This is a genomic window from Sporosarcina sp. FSL K6-1540 (assembly GCF_038620285.1).
GTDB lineage: Bacteria > Bacillota > Bacilli > Bacillales_A > Planococcaceae > Sporosarcina > Sporosarcina psychrophila.
The window spans coordinates 4,560,301-4,577,126 of record NZ_CP152018.1 but is presented as its reverse complement, the minus strand read 5'-3'; the positions used below and the strand labels follow the sequence as shown (position 1 = coordinate 4,577,126).

The 16,826-nt window shown below is 41.4% G+C and carries 18 protein-coding genes; 17 read left to right on the top strand and 1 reads right to left on the bottom strand.

All coding sequences use genetic code 11. The features are described from left to right. Window positions 1–302: 302 nt before the first annotated feature. The 12 genes from paaA (at window position 303) to MKY15_RS21995 (ending at window position 10,981) form a co-directional block, all read left to right on the top strand. The gene (gene paaA / locus MKY15_RS22050) at window positions 303–1,253 is read left to right on the top strand and encodes a 1,2-phenylacetyl-CoA epoxidase subunit PaaA (protein ID WP_187045192.1); all 951 of its coding nucleotides are present in this window, start codon (window positions 303–305) and stop codon (window positions 1,251–1,253) included. A 17-nt stretch (window positions 1,254–1,270) separates the two neighbouring features. Further along, on the top strand, window positions 1,271–1,618 hold the full coding sequence (paaB, locus tag MKY15_RS22045) for a 1,2-phenylacetyl-CoA epoxidase subunit PaaB (protein ID WP_067210636.1): 348 nt from the start codon (window positions 1,271–1,273) through the stop codon (window positions 1,616–1,618). Then, window positions 1,615–2,427 carry a 1,2-phenylacetyl-CoA epoxidase subunit PaaC gene (paaC, locus tag MKY15_RS22040; RefSeq protein WP_342538604.1) on the top strand — a complete coding sequence of 271 codons (813 nt, stop codon included), beginning with the start codon at window positions 1,615–1,617 and terminating at the stop codon, window positions 2,425–2,427. Before paaB ends, paaC begins: the two co-directional genes overlap by 4 nt. Window positions 2,428–2,453: 26 nt before the next feature. Continuing rightward, window positions 2,454–2,954 (top strand): 1,2-phenylacetyl-CoA epoxidase subunit PaaD, encoded by a 501-nt coding sequence (paaD, locus tag MKY15_RS22035; RefSeq protein WP_067210631.1) that lies wholly within the window; start codon window positions 2,454–2,456, stop codon window positions 2,952–2,954. Between the two features lie 17 nt (window positions 2,955–2,971). Beyond that, window positions 2,972–3,274, top strand: coding sequence for an EthD family reductase (locus MKY15_RS22030; RefSeq protein WP_342538602.1), 303 nt, complete (start codon window positions 2,972–2,974; stop codon window positions 3,272–3,274). Between the two features lie 23 nt (window positions 3,275–3,297). Next, on the top strand, window positions 3,298–4,050 hold the full coding sequence (locus tag MKY15_RS22025) for an enoyl-CoA hydratase-related protein (protein WP_342539803.1): 753 nt from the start codon (window positions 3,298–3,300) through the stop codon (window positions 4,048–4,050). A gap of 12 nt (window positions 4,051–4,062) precedes the next feature. Continuing rightward, on the top strand, window positions 4,063–4,836 hold the full coding sequence (locus tag MKY15_RS22020) for an enoyl-CoA hydratase-related protein (RefSeq protein WP_187045189.1): 774 nt from the start codon (window positions 4,063–4,065) through the stop codon (window positions 4,834–4,836). A gap of 15 nt (window positions 4,837–4,851) precedes the next feature. Beyond that, entirely contained in the window at window positions 4,852–6,375 is a 1,524-nt protein-coding gene (locus MKY15_RS22015; protein WP_342538601.1) for an aldehyde dehydrogenase family protein, read from the top strand. A gap of 609 nt (window positions 6,376–6,984) precedes the next feature. After that, entirely contained in the window at window positions 6,985–7,857 is an 873-nt protein-coding gene (locus MKY15_RS22010) for a 3-hydroxyacyl-CoA dehydrogenase (RefSeq protein ID WP_342538600.1), read from the top strand. Next, the gene (locus MKY15_RS22005; RefSeq protein ID WP_342538599.1) at window positions 7,854–9,059 is read left to right on the top strand and encodes an acetyl-CoA C-acyltransferase; all 1,206 of its coding nucleotides are present in this window, start codon (window positions 7,854–7,856) and stop codon (window positions 9,057–9,059) included. The genes MKY15_RS22010 and MKY15_RS22005 overlap by 4 nt, the downstream gene beginning before the upstream one ends. A gap of 60 nt (window positions 9,060–9,119) precedes the next feature. Further along, entirely contained in the window at window positions 9,120–10,010 is an 891-nt protein-coding gene (gene paaX, locus MKY15_RS22000; protein WP_342538598.1) for a phenylacetic acid degradation operon negative regulatory protein PaaX, read from the top strand. 326 nt (window positions 10,011–10,336) lie between these two features. After that, entirely contained in the window at window positions 10,337–10,981 is a 645-nt protein-coding gene (locus tag MKY15_RS21995; protein WP_342538597.1) for an alpha/beta hydrolase, read from the top strand. A gap of 549 nt (window positions 10,982–11,530) precedes the next feature. Here MKY15_RS21995 and MKY15_RS21990 read toward each other — a convergent pair. Continuing rightward, window positions 11,531–12,055: a gamma carbonic anhydrase family protein gene (locus MKY15_RS21990; RefSeq protein ID WP_340742362.1), complete on the bottom strand. Its 525-nt coding sequence runs from the start codon at window positions 12,053–12,055 to the stop codon at window positions 11,531–11,533. An 87-nt stretch (window positions 12,056–12,142) separates the two neighbouring features. Between MKY15_RS21990 and MKY15_RS21985 the strand changes: the two genes are divergently transcribed. The 5 genes from MKY15_RS21985 to MKY15_RS21965 are packed head-to-tail and all read left to right on the top strand — an operon-like array spanning window position 12,143 to window position 16,818. Continuing rightward, window positions 12,143–13,111, top strand: coding sequence for a DUF561 domain-containing protein (locus MKY15_RS21985; protein WP_340742361.1), 969 nt, complete (start codon window positions 12,143–12,145; stop codon window positions 13,109–13,111). Between the two features lie 30 nt (window positions 13,112–13,141). Then, window positions 13,142–13,537, top strand: coding sequence for a thioesterase (locus tag MKY15_RS21980; protein ID WP_067210598.1), 396 nt, complete (start codon window positions 13,142–13,144; stop codon window positions 13,535–13,537). A gap of 44 nt (window positions 13,538–13,581) precedes the next feature. After that, on the top strand, window positions 13,582–14,727 hold the full coding sequence (locus MKY15_RS21975) for a Glu/Leu/Phe/Val dehydrogenase (protein ID WP_342539802.1): 1,146 nt from the start codon (window positions 13,582–13,584) through the stop codon (window positions 14,725–14,727). A 15-nt stretch (window positions 14,728–14,742) separates the two neighbouring features. Then, window positions 14,743–15,798, top strand: a complete 1,056-nt coding sequence (pdhA, locus tag MKY15_RS21970) for a pyruvate dehydrogenase (acetyl-transferring) E1 component subunit alpha (RefSeq protein WP_342538596.1) — start codon at window positions 14,743–14,745, stop codon at window positions 15,796–15,798. A 3-nt stretch (window positions 15,799–15,801) separates the two neighbouring features. Next, a complete protein-coding gene (locus tag MKY15_RS21965) occupies window positions 15,802–16,818 on the top strand; it encodes an alpha-ketoacid dehydrogenase subunit beta (RefSeq protein ID WP_342538595.1) in 1,017 nt (338 codons plus the stop codon). Window positions 16,819–16,826: the final 8 nt, after the last annotated feature.

The following is a 16,826-nucleotide window of genomic DNA, read 5'->3' as shown; positions in this document are numbered from 1 at the left end:
GAATTTTGCCGGTGTTTTTTTGTTTTTGGGAATTGTCCCAGAAGGTATTCAAAGTATAGAAATGAAGGAACAGCAGAAGTACCTGAACATCTTCTTGAAGATTTAGAAGATGCATAAGTCGGATGTCCGACAGATTCTATTAAAGTGGGCGACCAAGCATTAAGTAAAGCGACTGTTTATGGAAAAGGCACACGGTATTATCGGATTGGTATGTCTATAAATATAACTGAGTTTTAGATTAACGTTATGTAAGTGTTATATGTTTAGTCGGAAACACATACCTTAAACTAGGGGGCTGTGAAATGACGGGTTTATACAATTCGGAAGTAGAAAAGTTAGCTCACTTTATGCAGAGGATTGAAGCAGGTGACAAAATTGAAGCCGATGATTGGATGCCTGAAGAATATAGGCTGACATTGATTAAATTGATTTCCATGCATGGAATGAGCGAAATAATGGGGGCTCTCCCAGAGAAAGAATGGGTACCAAAAGCCCCATCCCTTTCTCGTAAGTTAGGCATTATGGCCAAGGTGCAAGACGAAATGGGCCACGGTCAACTGCTTCTTCGGGTAACTGAAGATTTACTTAAACCATATGGCAAGAATCGCGGAGATTTAATGCAGGACTTATTCAATGGAGACTTGAAATTTCATAATGTATTTCACATGAAAACAACTACATGGGCAGATGCTGGAATAATCGGTTGGCTCGTTGATGGGGCTGCAATTATTACACAAACAAATATGCTTGGGGCTTCTTATGGGCCTTACGGGAGAGCGTTACAGCGTATTTGCGCTGAAGAAGTGTTTCATGCACAGCATGGTGAATCTATTATTATGGCACTTGCGGAAGGTACAAATGATCAAAAATCGATGATTCAGGAATCAATCAATTATTGGTGGGAATCTCTGTTAATGTTCTTCGGACCTGCGAGTAAAGAAACAACAGGTTCTTCGAAACAAGATTTGACTATTAAATATAAAATCCGGACAAAAACAAACGAAGAGTTCAGGCAAATCTTTTTTGATAAATATATCCCGCGTATTTTATCTCTTGGTCTAACAATCCCAGATCCGACCATAAAATTCGATGCTGAAAGCAAAATATGGACGTACAAACAACCGGATTGGAATGAATTCAAGAAAATTATTAGAAATGAAGGACCTCGTTCTCAGGCACGCCTGAACCTGCGTCGTACATCTTATGAAAATAATACATGGGTGCGAGATGCTTTAAGTGCAGTCGTTAATTAATGGAAGGAGTCAGTAAAATGACTGGAGAAAAAACATTTTATCAAGAATATGAAGTGTTCAGTAAGCGGACACCGAGCTCGGCATTCCAACACCAATTCAGCTTACTGGCTCCAAATGAAGATATGGCACTTATTTTGGCACAGGAAAATTTCATGCGCCGTGAACCAGTTGCAGACATTTGGATTATAAATCGAAAGAATGTTAGGAAAATGAATGCCGAAGAGAAGATGACGCTCACCAGGCTAGACAATAAAGAGTACAGGACGACAAAAGGTTATGGTTACTTAAAGAAAAAATGGCGTCAATATGAACAGCAAGTGCTTGATGAAAAAGAAATTTTGTCATGGGGAGGGGAGCGGAAATGAGCATAACAGACAATGGCATGAGCATGGAATATAAAGAAGCAATCACTAGTTTGTTGTTCCAATTAGCAGATGATGATTTTCTGTACGCATTCCGCGGATCTGAATGGCTCGGACTCGCTCCTCACATTGAAGAAGACGTTGCTTCCTCATCCATTAGCCAAGACAGTATGGGGCATGCGGCGATGTACTACAAATTACTTGAAGAGCTTGGAGCTGGAAAAGCGGATGACTTGGCCCATTTACGTCCGACAGATGAAAGAAAGAACAGCATTTTGACGGAACGGGTGAACGGCGAAGGTTATTATATGGAAACACCCAATTATGACTGGGCCTATCAAGTCGTAAGGAGTTATTTTTATATACAAGCGAAAAAGGTAAAAATGGATTCGTTATGTGAAAGCTCATACAAACCTATTGCTGAAGTGGCGATAAAAGTGAAAATGGAACTTTATTATCACAAGTTGCACTGGGAAACGTGGTTTAAGCAGTTAATGAGTTCTACGGATGTGGCAAAAAAGAAAATGAATGATGCAATTACGCTTGTTTTGAATGATTTTGGAGATGTATTTTCTTTTGGAAATCAGAAACAAAAGATTGAAAGCAGTAACTTAATAGACAGTGAGGAAAAAATGAAGAAACAATGGCAAGCTATCATCAATCCAGTGTTCGAAACCCTCCAAATGGAAGTACCGTTGATCCCGAATCATCCCGTGATGAACGGACGAAACGGTGAGCACACAAAAGACTTGGATGAAGCACTCGGCACGCTTTCCGAAGTTTACAAGCTTGACCCGGCAGCTGTCTGGTAAACGGTACCAGGAAAGAGGTGAATAATATGACTGCTTCTGTAGATGTTTCAACTGAGCGTATTTTTGAAGTACTTATGAATGTGAAAGATCCGGAAATTGATTCGGTGAGTATTATTGATCTTGGAATGGTAGGCGAAGTCACAACCGAAGGAAATAACGTGAAAATCACACTTCTACCGACTTTTTTGGGATGTCCTGCACTCGAATTTATTAAAACGAATACAGTAAATGCTGTGAAAAAACTACCGGAAGTTGAAACGATTGAAGTAGAATTCGTCTTTCATCCGCCATGGACATCAGACCGTATAACGGAACAAGGTCATGTGAATCTGAAAAAGTTTGGGATTGCTCCACCGCCCCGCTATTTTGAGGAAGATGGATCATGGCATGTGGATTGTGCCTATTGCGGATCTGGCTATGTATCAATGGAAAATATTTTTGGACCGACGGCTTGCAGAAGTATTTTGTATTGCAAGAGCTGTAAAAACGTATTTGAGGCAATGAAACCTGTGTCTACATTAATGTAAAGTGAGGAGAAGAAAAAATGGCTAAACTAATTGCTTTGTACAAACACCCTGAAAACAAAGAGGCTTTTGATGATCATTATTTCAATGTACATTCACCACTAACAGCAAAAATTCCAGGTCTCCGTGAAATGAAGATAACAAAAATATCGGGATCTCCAATGGGAGGTGAAGGGAAATATTACCTCACATGTGAGATGAAGTATGACAATCTAGAGGCGTTACTGGCAGGTTTGCGCACAGCTGAAGGAAAGGCATCAGGCAAAGACTTGATGGGGTTTGCGGGTGATCTTGTCACATTAATGATTGGTAAGGATGCCTAGTGTATAGTTTTGAATTCATTGAAATGACAGTAAAGGGAAACATCGCGGTGATTGAACTGAATCGTCCTCGCCAGTTAAATTCGTTGAATCGGAAAATGGTTTGTGAAATCGTTACTGCAATGGAAATGTTTGATCGAGAAGAAGAAGTTCGCATTATCGTCCTTACTGGAAAAGGCCGTTCATTTTCAGCTGGGGCTGATATTGATGAAATGACTGGAGATGACCCAGTCAGCCTTGAACTCTTGAACCAATTTGCTGATTGGGACCGTTTTACACTTATTAAAAAGCCAATCATTGGTGCAGTAAAAGGCTTTGTTTTAGGAGGGGGATTTGAGCTTGCATTGTGCTGTGATATTTTAATTGCAGCAAGCGGTACAGAATTTTCATTCCCGGAAGCAGGCCTCGGCGTCATGCCGGGTGCAGGAGGGACACAGCGGTTGACGAAACTTGTCGGACGTACGAAAGCGCTCGAATGGCTTTGGACAGGAGAGCGTATTTCCGCGGAAACAGCACTCAAACATGGAGTCATTAACAAAGTTGTTGCTCCTGAACTATTAATGGAAGAAACTCTGAAGTTTGCAAATCGACTAGCCAAACAACCACCGCTCTCACTGCGCCTTATTAAAGATTCGGTTAATAAAGCAGTGGATTATCCCTTGTATGAAGGAATGCAGTATGAACGGAAAAATTTCTACCTTCTTTTCGCATCACAGGATCAAAAAGAAGGTATGAGCGCATTTGTTGAGAAAAGAAGGCCGGATTATCAAGGAAAGTAAGGAGTGTGCTAAATGTTTGAGACAATTCGTTACGATGTCAAAGATGGAATTGCGTGGCTCATTTTAAATAGACCTGACAAACTGAATGCTTTTATCTCGCAGATGAATCGTGAAGTAAAAGATGCAATCAAAGCGGCATCATATGATGAACAAGTGCGCTGTGTTGTCATTACGGGTGAAGGCCGGGCATTTTGTTCCGGACAAGATTTATCAGAAGTTGATGATTATATGGATCATGGTCAAGTGTTAAGAGATCATTATGGACCGATGATCCAGCAAATCAGAAAATGTGAAAAACCGATTATTGCAGCAGTAAATGGTGTAGCAGCAGGGGCGGGGTTTAGCCTTGCGCTTGCTTGTGACTTTAGACTAATGTCTGAGCGTGCCAGTTTATTAAATGCATTCATCCATGTGGGGCTTATTCCGGATTCAGGTAATCTTTATTATTTAACACAATTAGTCGGACAATCTAAAGCTGCAGAATTAGCCATTTTAGGAGAAAAAGTGCCAGCTACAGAGGCGGTTGCAATGGGTCTTGCAAACCGACTGATTCCATCAGAAACATGGGAAGAGGATGTATCTGCATTTGCAACACGACTTGCCGCTTTACCAACAAAAGCAATCGGATTAATCAAAGGCTCATTGATGACGATATCAGAACTTTCTTTTGAAGAATATCTTGAACATGAAGCCCAAGGACAGCGAATAGCTGGTTTAACAAAAGATCATCGCGAAGGCATCAATGCATTTATGAAAAAAAGAAAACCTGTTTTTACAGGCCAATAGGGGGAAGTAAACCATATGACAAAAACCCATGAAATCGAAATCGAAATCGAACAAGAAACGATGAAGCGTGATTTCTACAAACTTTTTATCAACGGTGAACAAGTCGAAAGTAGCAGTGGCGAGCGCACAAAGATTTATAATCCGGCGACGGGTGAACTACTTGCTGAAGTAGCGAAAGCGACGAAAGAAGACGCTGAAAAAGCTGTTCAAGCTGCCAGGGATTCATTTGATAATGGAAAATGGAAAAAAACTCCTGCAGGACGGCGTGCACGTGTACTAAACAAAATTGCAGCAATTATGGGCTCCCGCTTTAATGAGCTGGTAGAACTAGAAATTTTGAATACGGGTAAATCACTTGCAGCTGCTAAAGGGCAGATTTCACAAGCCATTGAAGACTTTGAATTTTATGCGGGCGCTATTGTTGGACATGGGGGTTCTGTGAATAATGTACCTGGTCAATTCCATAATTACACAGAAAAAGAACCACTTGGTGTATGCGCGCAAATTATTCCGTGGAACTATCCACTTATGATGGCTGCTTGGAAGATTGCTCCAGCTATTGCAGCAGGGTGCTCCGTCGTTATTAAGCCAGCGTCTCTCACGCCACTTACAGCTATTATTCTTGGAGAAATTTGCTACGAAGCAGGGGTTCCAGCAGGCGTCGTTAACATTTTGCCAGGATCTGGATCTGAAATCGGTAATTACTTGGTAGAACATGAACTAGTGAATAAAGTTGCATTCACGGGTTCTACACCAATTGGAAAAGACATTATGGCAAAAGCAGCAGGAACAGTAAAACGCGTAACACTAGAACTTGGTGGAAAATCCCCAAGCCTTGTTTTTGAAGATGCAGATATTGAAGCAGCCGTTGATGGTTCACTCTACGGAGCTTTCAATAATACAGGTCAATCGTGTGATGCGCGTACACGCATCTATATTCATGAAAATGTGTACGATGAGTTCGTTGAAAAATTTATTGCTAAAACAGAAAAACTTGTAATTGGGGATCCATTTGATAAAGGAACACATATGGGCGCAGTTATTGATCAGTGCCAGTTGGACACAGTGAAAATGTATGTTCAATCTGCAATTGATGAAGGTGCTGAAATCCTTACTGGTGGTAAAGAATTAAAACCAGAAGGCTTTGAAAACGGATTTTGGTATGCGCCGACAATAATCGGAAACGTAACACAAGACATGAAAGTTGTTCGTGAAGAAATCTTTGGACCAGTTGTCGTCGTATCGAAGTTTAAAAACGAAAAAGAGGCAATTGCATTAGCAAATGACTCAGATTTTGGGCTAGCTTCTTCTATTTGGTCAACAAATACTGCAACTACAACACGTGTTGCGAACCAAATTCAAGCGGGAATCGTTATGATCAACACGCCATTCTCTGCATTCCCAGGTACACCATTCGGTGGCTATAAACAATCTGGATTTGGCCGTGAGCTAGCAATCGGATCGCTTGATCTTTACACTGAAACAAAAAGCATTATGTCGTACTTTGGCAGTCGGCCAGTAAATCCATTTGGACTATGAAAAGCGCAAGGCGCCGTCTAGCCCCGACAGGCATAAGTCGATCTAGCGACGTGGCGCTCTTTGCCACATAGCTGGATTGCTTATGACCGAGGGGTTGGCGCGAGGAGCTAGACACAAAGAAAAGCGCAAGGCGCCGTCTAGCCCCGACAGGCATAAGACGGTTTGCGAGGAGGCGTACTTCAGCCACCACAGCAAAACGGCTTATGACCCGAGGGGCTGGCGCCTGGAGCTAGACACAAAGAAAAGCGTAATAGATAGTCGGCACTTAACAAATAGAATGTTCTTCCAACACCGCTTAGTCGCTTGGTGATGGCCTCACGCAATAAGCCCGTCAGAAGATCACTAGGGAGGGATTGAACTGCTTCCCTCCTTGGTCTTATTGCTCCGGCGCCTGCAGGATGCGGGTGTGCAGCCTTTGCCGCAGGACGCGGCGAAATTGGGCTGCCTTTCATTAGTGTCGCTCCTTCGCTAGATTTGTTCGTTATACGGGTGAGGTATATCACCTAATTAATTCTAAATAAGTAGTGCCGAATATATAGATGAAAGAATACGGACAGGGATGTATGATCTCCTGTCCGTATTCTTTCATCATAAAAAGGAGGATCACTTATGATTAATCAAATAGTTGTTGTCGGTTCCGGTGTGATGGGCAGAGGAATAGCCTATGTCGGAGCGATTGGCGGATATACAGTTACAATTGTCGACATTAATGAATCCGCATTGGAAAATGCGAAACAAGAAATTGATAGTATCTTTGAAAAAGGTCTCGCACGCGGAAAGATATCAGCAAATCAGGCTGAACAAGCGCATAGTAATTTAAATTATGAAAGTGACTTGGCAAAAGCCGCAGAGAATGCGGATTTAATCATTGAAGCTGTTCCTGAAAAGGCTGCCATTAAAAAGAAAGTATTTGAAACGATTGAAGAATATGCACCAGCACATTGTTATTTTGCAACGAATACATCGACGATGAGTCCGACAGAAATTGCTTCTTTCGGTAAACGCCCAGAAAAAACAATCGCCATGCACTTTTTCAATCCCGTACATAAAATGACTCTTGTTGAAATTGTCCGGGGCTTGGAAACGAGTGATGAAACGGTAGAGACGATTAAACAAGTTGCTGTCAATATGGGAAAAGAAACGGTTGTTATTAATGAATTTCCTGGGTTTGTAACAAGCCGGATTAGTGCGCTTGTCGGCAATGAAGCATTTTATATGCTGCAAGAGGGACTTGGAACAGCAGAAGAAATTGATAAAGCAATTAAGCTTGGCTTAAATTACCCTATGGGTCCATTCGAGCTCGTGGATTTAGTGGGTCTTGACACACGTTTGAACAACTTGAACTATTTATATGACAAGCTTGGAGAAAAGTACCGTCCAGCGCCTCTCCTAGAACAATACGTAAAAGCGGGGCGTCTTGGACGGAAAAGCGGAAAAGGTGTCTACGATTATACACATGGAGAAGAGTTGATTACGAAATGAGAGAAGTAGTCATAGTAGACGCTGTTCGTACACCTATTGGCAGGTACGATGGCGCGTTAAAAGACGTACGTCCGGATGATTTAGGAGCCGTCGTTATTAAGGGACTTATTGCTCGAAATCCTGAACTTCCCGCAGAGCAGATCGAAGAGGTCGTTCTCGGAAACGCCAATCAGGCTGGAGAAGATAACCGCAATGTTGCACGTATGGCAGGTTTGTTGGCGGGTCTTCCAGTCGAGGCGGGGGGCACGACGATTAACCGTCTTTGTGGTTCAGGTCTTGACGCTGTTATTTACGCTGCAAGAGCAATTGCAGTTGGGGATGGTGATATTTACATTGCAGGCGGAACGGAAAGTATGACGCGTGCCCCGCTTGTTATGGCAAAGCCGGATAAGGCAAATCCACGAGGTAATATGGAACTGCAAGATACAACAATTGGCTGGCGCTTTACAAATGAAAAACTGCAAGAAATGTACGGAACGGATTCGATGCCGCGTACCGCTGAAAACGTCGCGCAGCGATACACGATAACGCGAGAAATTCAGGATTTGTTTGCATATGAAAGCCAACAACGTGCAAAGGCAGCAATAGAAGCTAACAGATTTTCCAAAGAAATTGTTCCGGTTGTTTATACGGATAGAAAAGGCAATGAAATCACTGTAGATCAAGATGAACATCCGCGGCCGGACATTACGCTTGAGAAACTGGCACAATTAAAACCATTATTTGAGGGCGGTACAGTTACAGCAGGCAACGCATCAGGTGTTAATGATGGCGCGTGTGCATTGCTTCTTATGAGTGCCGAAAAGGCGAAGGAACTAAATCTTAAACCTTTAGCAAAATATGTTGCGGGGGCAACGGCGGGACTTGAACCGGCTGTCATGGGGCTTGGTCCGATTATTGCTTCAAAAAAAGCGCTAGTACGTGCGGGATTGACGATGAATGATATAGGACTCGTCGAAGTGAATGAAGCCTTCGCTTCCCAATCACTCGAGTGCATTAGACAGTTAGAGTTGGACGCTGAAAAAGTAAACGTCAATGGTGGAGCAATCGCTTTTGGACACCCTTTAGGCGCGAGCGGTGCCCGAATTTTAACGACACTCTTATATGAAATGAAAAGACGGAATGTTCAATATGGACTCGCAACAATGTGTATCGGGGTAGGCCAAGGAATTGCGGCAATTATTGAGAATGTCTCGGAATAATAAAAGAACTGTCGAATCGTGATACATCGATAAGGAACGAAAAAAGAAAGAGTGAATATCATGGCAAATACACAATCAATGATTTTTACAATCTACGGTGATTATATCCGTCATTACGGCAACAAAGTATGGATTGGCAGCTTGATTCGGTTATTGAAGGAATTTGGTCATAATGAACAATCGGTTCGAGTAGCTGTCTCAAGAATGATGAAACAAGGATGGATTCAATCCGAAAAACAAGGCAACAAAAGTTATTATTTCTTGACGGTGCGAGGGGAAGCACGGATTGAAGAAGCGGCAATTCGTATTTTCAAATTAAACCCAACTGAGTGGGACGGAAAATGGCGCATGCTTATGTATACGATTCCGGAAGAAAAAAGACAAATTCGTGATGAACTTCGAAAAGAGTTATTATGGAGCGGATTCGGAAGTTTTTCAAATGGATGCTGGATTTCGCCAATTGATCTCGAAAAAGAAGTGAACCTTCTTATTGAAAAATATGATATTCAGTTTTACGTAGATTTCTTTGTATGTGACTACAAAGGACCGCAAGCGGACAACTTGCTCGTTGAAAAAAGCTGGCCACTTCAAGAAATTGAAGGGAAATATCAAGAATTCATTGCGACGTACAGCAAAAAATACATTGTCCACCAAAGTATAATAAACGAAGGTGAAATGACGGATGCAGAGTGTTTCGTGGAGCGCACCAATCTTGTGCACGAATACCGAAAGTTTCTCTTTACAGATCCAGGTCTCCCAAAAGAGCTGCTGCCTGAAGTGTGGAGTGGTAATCACGCTACTCTGTTATTTGAACAATATTATAAATTGCTCGCTCAATCAGCAAGCCGTTTTTTCGAACAGGTATTCCAAGAAGACAATGACATGCGCAGGAAAGATAAAACGTATGACGCAGATGACCACCCGCTTATTAGTGACTACTTAACAAACTAAAAAGTAACTGGCTGCCCAAAGTAACGGGTTCTGTTGGGGTTATAAAAGGTCATTAAACAAATTAAACGGTATCCTCATCAGCACCCTTTTAGAGTATCAATTAGCATCGCATTTAGCGGTGCTTTTCTTTTTGGCTATTTTCTCAAAGGCTGTTACTTAATGGTGTGCATTTTTGTTTTTGCATTTTCTAAGGTGTGGTAGTTCGATTGTTGAAAGGCAGTTGAATTGAATAAATAAACGCGGACACAAAAAACTAATAAATTGAAATATTTATATATTTAGTTTGGGACAATATGTATAATTGATAAGGAACGGGGGAGATATCAATGTTGAAAACAAATACAGAAAGCGTTAAGGGATATAAAGGAATGAATATTTCTTATACGTTATTAAGATCTGAAGAAAACGCGGGAAATTTGAGCATCTTTCTTCCGGGTGCAGGATATACCATTCGGAGTCCTCTTTTTCATTACTCAACAGATATATTCTTAAATAAAGGCTTTGATGTATTACAAGTTAATTATCAATACAATGACAGAGTCTATGCAGAATTTAGTATGGAAGAATTAAGCGAAGCAATTAAATACGATGTGAGAACAGTAATTGATACTGTTTTAAGGGAAACTTCGTATGAAAACTTTTATATAATCGGCAAATCTCTTGGAACAATTGCTATGAGCTCAGAGTTAAGGAGGGATATCTTCGAAGAAGCTAAAGCAGTATGGTTAACTCCGTTGATTCAAAGGGATGATGTTTTCGATGCAATGGTTAGCATTACTAATAGTGGGTTATGTTTCATCGGAGATAATGATCATTGTTATACCGAGGAAAGGTTTAATCAATTGGCAAACAACCCAAAAATAGTTGCGAGACTCATTCCTAATGTCAATCATAGCTTGGAATATGAAAATAACACAGTCGAATCAATTGAGGTTTTAAAAAGTGTAATAGATGACATTAATAATTTTTAAAAGCATAGCTAATTGTTATGCTTATTTGTTGTAAATTTGCAGTCGTCGGAGCAACCTATCCATCTGATGCAAAAAAGGTCAGAGAATTGTTACCACATTCCATATTTTTAGTTCCTGGGCTGAGAGTACAAGGTGGAAATGCTGAAGATTAAGCCGAGTTCTATGATGAAAAAGGGCTAGGGGCCTAAAAGTGCGGACTGCCAGAGAAAGTGTCAAGCGAATTAAGAACCACCAGTTTCTAAGCCGGTGATATTGAAATGCATCCAAAACGTTGAACCTGAATAGTTCAACGTTTTTTTGTCGTATACAAATAAGTGTCACTCTAGAATAAACTTTTCTTTCGATTTTACTGCAACTTACACTATGAAGGATAATAGCGTGTCAATAGGTGAACCAATTAGTTAATGTATTCCTCGCTAATCCGTTTAGATATCGAAACATTGGTTTATCCACAAAAGGAAGGAGCTACAAACCATTGTGGTTTATAGCCCCATGTAATATTCAATATAAGAGTTTCTCTAGAGAGAAAATCTTATATAGGAAACTCAATTATTGTCCTTCGTTTTTAAAAATCTCCCGATAGTCATAGCCTTTTTGAACATATGAATCGATCGATAATTGAATGATTTCGAAGTCTTTGTCGTTCAATTCCCTTACTACTTTTCCTGGAGAACCGACAACCAATGAACGAGGGGGGATTTTCTTGCCTGGTGGGATTAATGTGTTGGCGCCAATAATACATTCTTCACCAATTTCTGCGTGGTCAAGAATTGTAGAACCCATTCCAATAATCGATCGCTTTCCGACTTTGCAGCCATGCAGGATAACGTTATGCCCAACGGTAACTTCATCTTCTATAACGACTGGAGCATCTTCATATAAGTGAATTGTTGAATTATCCTGGATACTGCATTTATTACCGATTGTAATCGGCCCTTCATCTCCCCGCAAGACCGTGTTAAACCAAATAGTAGATTCTGCCCCAACTTGAACTTCTCCAATAATTTTTGCACCCGGAGCGACGAAAACCGAAGGATCAAGAACAGGGCTTTTTCCTTTAAATGTGATTAACAAAACTATTCCCCCTCAAATTAGTTTACTAATCTTAATTATCTTTTAACTCTTCTTAGCATAACATAATTGCACAGGGGTGGAAGAAAAATGATATACGTTTGTAAAGTGCTTCAAATCACTCTTCCAATTATACAAGGTGGAATGGGGAATATCAGTAACGCAAAACTGACAGCGGCTGTTTCAGAGGCAGGGGGACTCGGCACAATTGGATGCGGAACAATGACTCCAGATGAAGTAGAAAAAATAATAGTTGAAACGAAAAAACTGACAAACAAGAATTTCGCAATCAACATCGCAATCAGTATTTCACCATACGTAACAGAGCTGATTAATCTTGTCATTAAACATAATATATCAGTTGTTTCGCTATCAGCAGGAAATCCAGTACCTTATATTCCCCTACTACATGAACAAGGCGTGACAGTCATTGCGCTTGTAGCCTCAGTAAAACACGCACTTAAAGCTGAGGAAGCGGGGGCAGATATTCTCGTGGCAGAAGGGTTTGAAGCAGCTGGCGTCAACTCTAACTTGGAACTGACGACATTTACGCTACTACCTCAAATAGTGAAGAATGTTAACGTGCCGGTAATTGCTGCGGGGGGAATCGGTGACGGTAAAGGTTTGGCAGCTGCGCTGACGTTAGGGGCGAGTGGTGTGCAAATGGGTACCCGTTTAATAGCGACAAAGGAAGCTCCATTTCATGACACGTACAAGCACAACCTTGTGAATGCAAGTGATACCGAAACGTTACTTATTGGACGCAGTGTAGGGCGGCTGAGACGGATATTAAAAACGCCATACGCAATGAAACTAAAAGACTTAGAAAAAGCAGGAATGACATTGGAACAATATAGTGAAATGACTTCGGAACAACAACATGTCTTGGGTGCAATCGAAGGCGATATGGAAAATGGTTTTGTCAATAGCGGCCAAATTGCAGGATTAATTGAAAACATCCCGACTGTGAAGATTCTACTTGATAGCATGATGGAAGAAGCAGAAAATCAGCTGAATAAATCGATAGAAGAAATTAAGGACATAAGGAAAAATGAGTAATTTAAACTATAACTTAAGTAGGGATAGCGGATGAAGTGTGGGTTAAACATTGGTAGAGAAGAGACGATCGAAATAATTGTGACAGAGGATATGTTTGCTTCTTTTGAGGGGAAAGTTGTACATCCCGTCTATTCAACAGTAGCAATGACATATCATATGGAGTGGGTTTCTCGAAAAATTATTCTTCCATTTTTGGAAGAGCATGAAGAGGGAATGGGTGCATCAGTCCAACTAAAGCATCTTGCTGCGTCTCCACTTGGATCTAGAGTAACCTTGACAGCCAATTTAATTGAGTTTCGTGACAATAGGGTTGTGACAAAAGTCACTGCAGAAAATCATTTAGGGCTTATCGGAAAAGGTGAAGTGATGCAAGTTATATTGTTAAAGGAAAAAATTGCGGAAAAGCTGAATGAAGCTTCATCCTGAAAAAAGAGGTTTTCATGACCAATCTTAAAGGGGAGAATCGAGTAATGCTAGCTGAAAGAACGTCAATGACAAAGGAATTTGAACTCTTCGATCGAATGAGTGAGCATGAGCAAGTCGTTTTTTGTAATGACTCTTCAACAGGTTTGCGTGCGATTATTGCAATTCATGACACAACGCTTGGACCAGCACTCGGCGGATGTCGCATGCAACCTTATAGCAGTGTGGAAGAAGCGTTAGAAGATGTTCTTCGCCTTTCAAAAGGAATGACCTATAAATGTGCGGCAGCCGATGTCGATTTCGGGGGTGGGAAAGCAGTTATTATCGGTGATCCGAAAACAGATAAATCACCGGAATTATTTCGTGCGTTCGGTCAATTTGTGAATTCACTGGGCGGCCGTTTTTATACGGGAACGGATATGGGAACGACAATGGATGATTTCGTTCACGCAATGAAAGAAACCAATTTCGTCAATGGTCTCCCTGAGGTATATGGGGGCGGCGGAGACTCATCAATTCCAACAGCTGCAGGTGTTTTGTACGGTATAAAAGCGACCAATCAGATGCTCTATGGAAATGACGATTTAGGCCAACATATATACGCGATTCAAGGTCTTGGAAAAGTTGGATTCAAAGTTGCAAGTGGATTGCTTGAAGCAGGAGCTCGCATTTTCGTAACGGATATTAATGAAGAGAGTCTGCGGGCAATTGAAGAAGTTGCAACAAAAACTACTGGTAACGTACAAATTGTTGCAAATGAAGCTATTTATTCGCAGGAAGCGGATATATTTGTTCCGTGTGCATTTGGTGGAATTATTAACGACGCTACAATTCCTCAGTTTAAAGTAAGAGCGATTGTAGGTTCGGCTAATAATCAGTTATTAGATGATAGACACGGTAAATTATTACGAGATAAAGGGATATTATATGCACCGGATTATATCGTCAATTCTGGTGGGCTTATTCAAGTGGCAGATGAATTGTATGGCATTAACCATGAGCGGGTACTTGTGAAAACGAAACATATATACGATGCAATTTTGGAAGTTTACGAGGAAGCTGCGAATGGTGGAAAAACAACAGAGGAATCCGCTAATGCAATGTGCGAGAAAAGAATAGCGGATCGAGGAAGAAGGAATAGCTTTTACTCAGCACCAGCTAAACCAAAGCGGTCGTTTCGCAATCATTCCTGATTGGAGGCAAGTTAAGTGGAACATAACTACCCTATAAAAAGAATAGTAGATAATAAAGGCTTTCTTGTTGATACAAGCTTTGAAAAGCAGATAGATGAGCAATTGGTAAAAAATTTGTACTATCACATGTTACGAGTTCGTACATTTGATAGAAAAGCAATTAATTTGCAACGACAGGGACGTCTAGGTACTTATGCGCCTTTTGAAGGACAGGAAGCTGCTCAAGTTGGTAGCGCACTCGCACTAAATGCCGACGACTGGGTGTTCCCGACGTATCGTGATCATGGTGCGACGATAACGTTCGGGAAAAGTATGGCCAGAACATTTTTGTACTGGAATGGGAGAGTAGAAGGTTGTGTAGCTCCAACGGATAGAAATATTTTCCCGCCAGCTGTTCCAATTGCGACTCAACTCCCCCATGCCGCAGGCGCTGCATGGGCTGAAAAAAGAAGGGGAACACAAAATGTTGCAATTGCCTATTTCGGCGACGGTGCGACCTCGGAAGGGGATTTTCATGAAGGATTGAATTTTGCAAGCGTATTCAAAGTACCAGTCGTCTTTTTTAATCAAAATAATGGGTATGCGATTTCGGTTCCGATTGAAAAACAGATGAATTCTGCAACAATCGCTCAAAAATCAGTTGCCTATAGTATGCCAGGGTATCGAATTGATGGTAATGATTGTTTTGCAGTTTATTTTGAAACGAAAAAGGCCTTTGACTATGCCCGGTGTGGATATGGCCCGACATTGATAGAAGCGGTTACTTGGCGAAAAGGAGCTCATACGACTGCTGATGATCCGTCTAAATATCGTCCTGAAAAACAAGGAGAGAATTTTGTTGACCCTCTTATCCGATTAGAATTATTCATGAAGAATTACGGCTACTGGAATGATGAGTGGATCCAAGCGACTAAAGAAGAAACGACTAGTGAAGTTGAAGCAGCAGTAGAAGAAATGGAAAAGTTCCCGCCGCCGAATGTAGCTGACGTTTTCGATCATGTATACGCTGAAATGCCAGCACAACTCGCTGAACAAAAAGAAGCGTACCTTGCACATTTAGGGAGGCAATAATTGATGACACAACTGAAAGAGTCGGATCCAAAAAACGAAACGACAAAACAAATGACACTAATCCAAGCGATTAATGATGGCATGCGTTTGATGCTAGACGAGGATGATCGAACCATCATACTCGGTGAAGATATCGGTAAAAACGGTGGAGTGTTCCGTGCGACAGAAGGACTTCAGGAGCAGTTTGGGGATGACCGGGTAGTCGATACTCCGCTTTCAGAGGCAGGAATTATTGGCACATCAATAGGTCTTGCAGTTAACGGTTTTCGACCGGTTGCAGAAATCCAATTCCTTGGTTTTATCTATCCTGCGTACGAACAGATTATGACACATGTTTCAAGGATTAGAATGCGGTCGATGTCTCGTTTTACTGTGCCTATAGTCATTCGAGCACCATACGGGGCAGGAATTCGTGCGCCCGAAATACATTCTGATAGTACAGAAATTTTATTCACACATATGCCTGGCATCAAGGTAGTCTGTCCGTCTAATCCATACGATGCTAAAGGGTTATTGATTGCGGCGATGGAAGATCCTGACCCTGTTCTAGTTTTGGAGCCTATGAAAAACTACCGTTCGAAGAGAGAAGAAGTACCTGTTGGAAAGTATACTGTGGAAATTGGTAAAGGGAAGATCGTGCGTAAAGGTTCGGATGTCACACTTATTGCTTGGGGAGCTATGATTTCAATCGCAGAAAAAGCCGCCGAACTGGCCGGGAAAAAGGGGATTAGTTGCGAAATTATCGATCTGCGAACATTGTATCCAATCGATCGGGACATCATTACTCAATCTGTGCAGAAGACAACGAGAGCGGTCATCATTCATGAGGCGCATAATACCGGAGGGCTCGGCAATGATATTGTTTCGATTATAAACGATACCGCTTTCCTTTATCTACGAGCTCCAATTGAACGCGTGACGGGATTCGACGTACCGGTTCCATTCTTTACATTAGAAGAACATTATCTTCCAACTACGGCACGTGTCGTTGAAGGAATAGAAAAAGTGCTTCATTTTTAAGGAGGAAA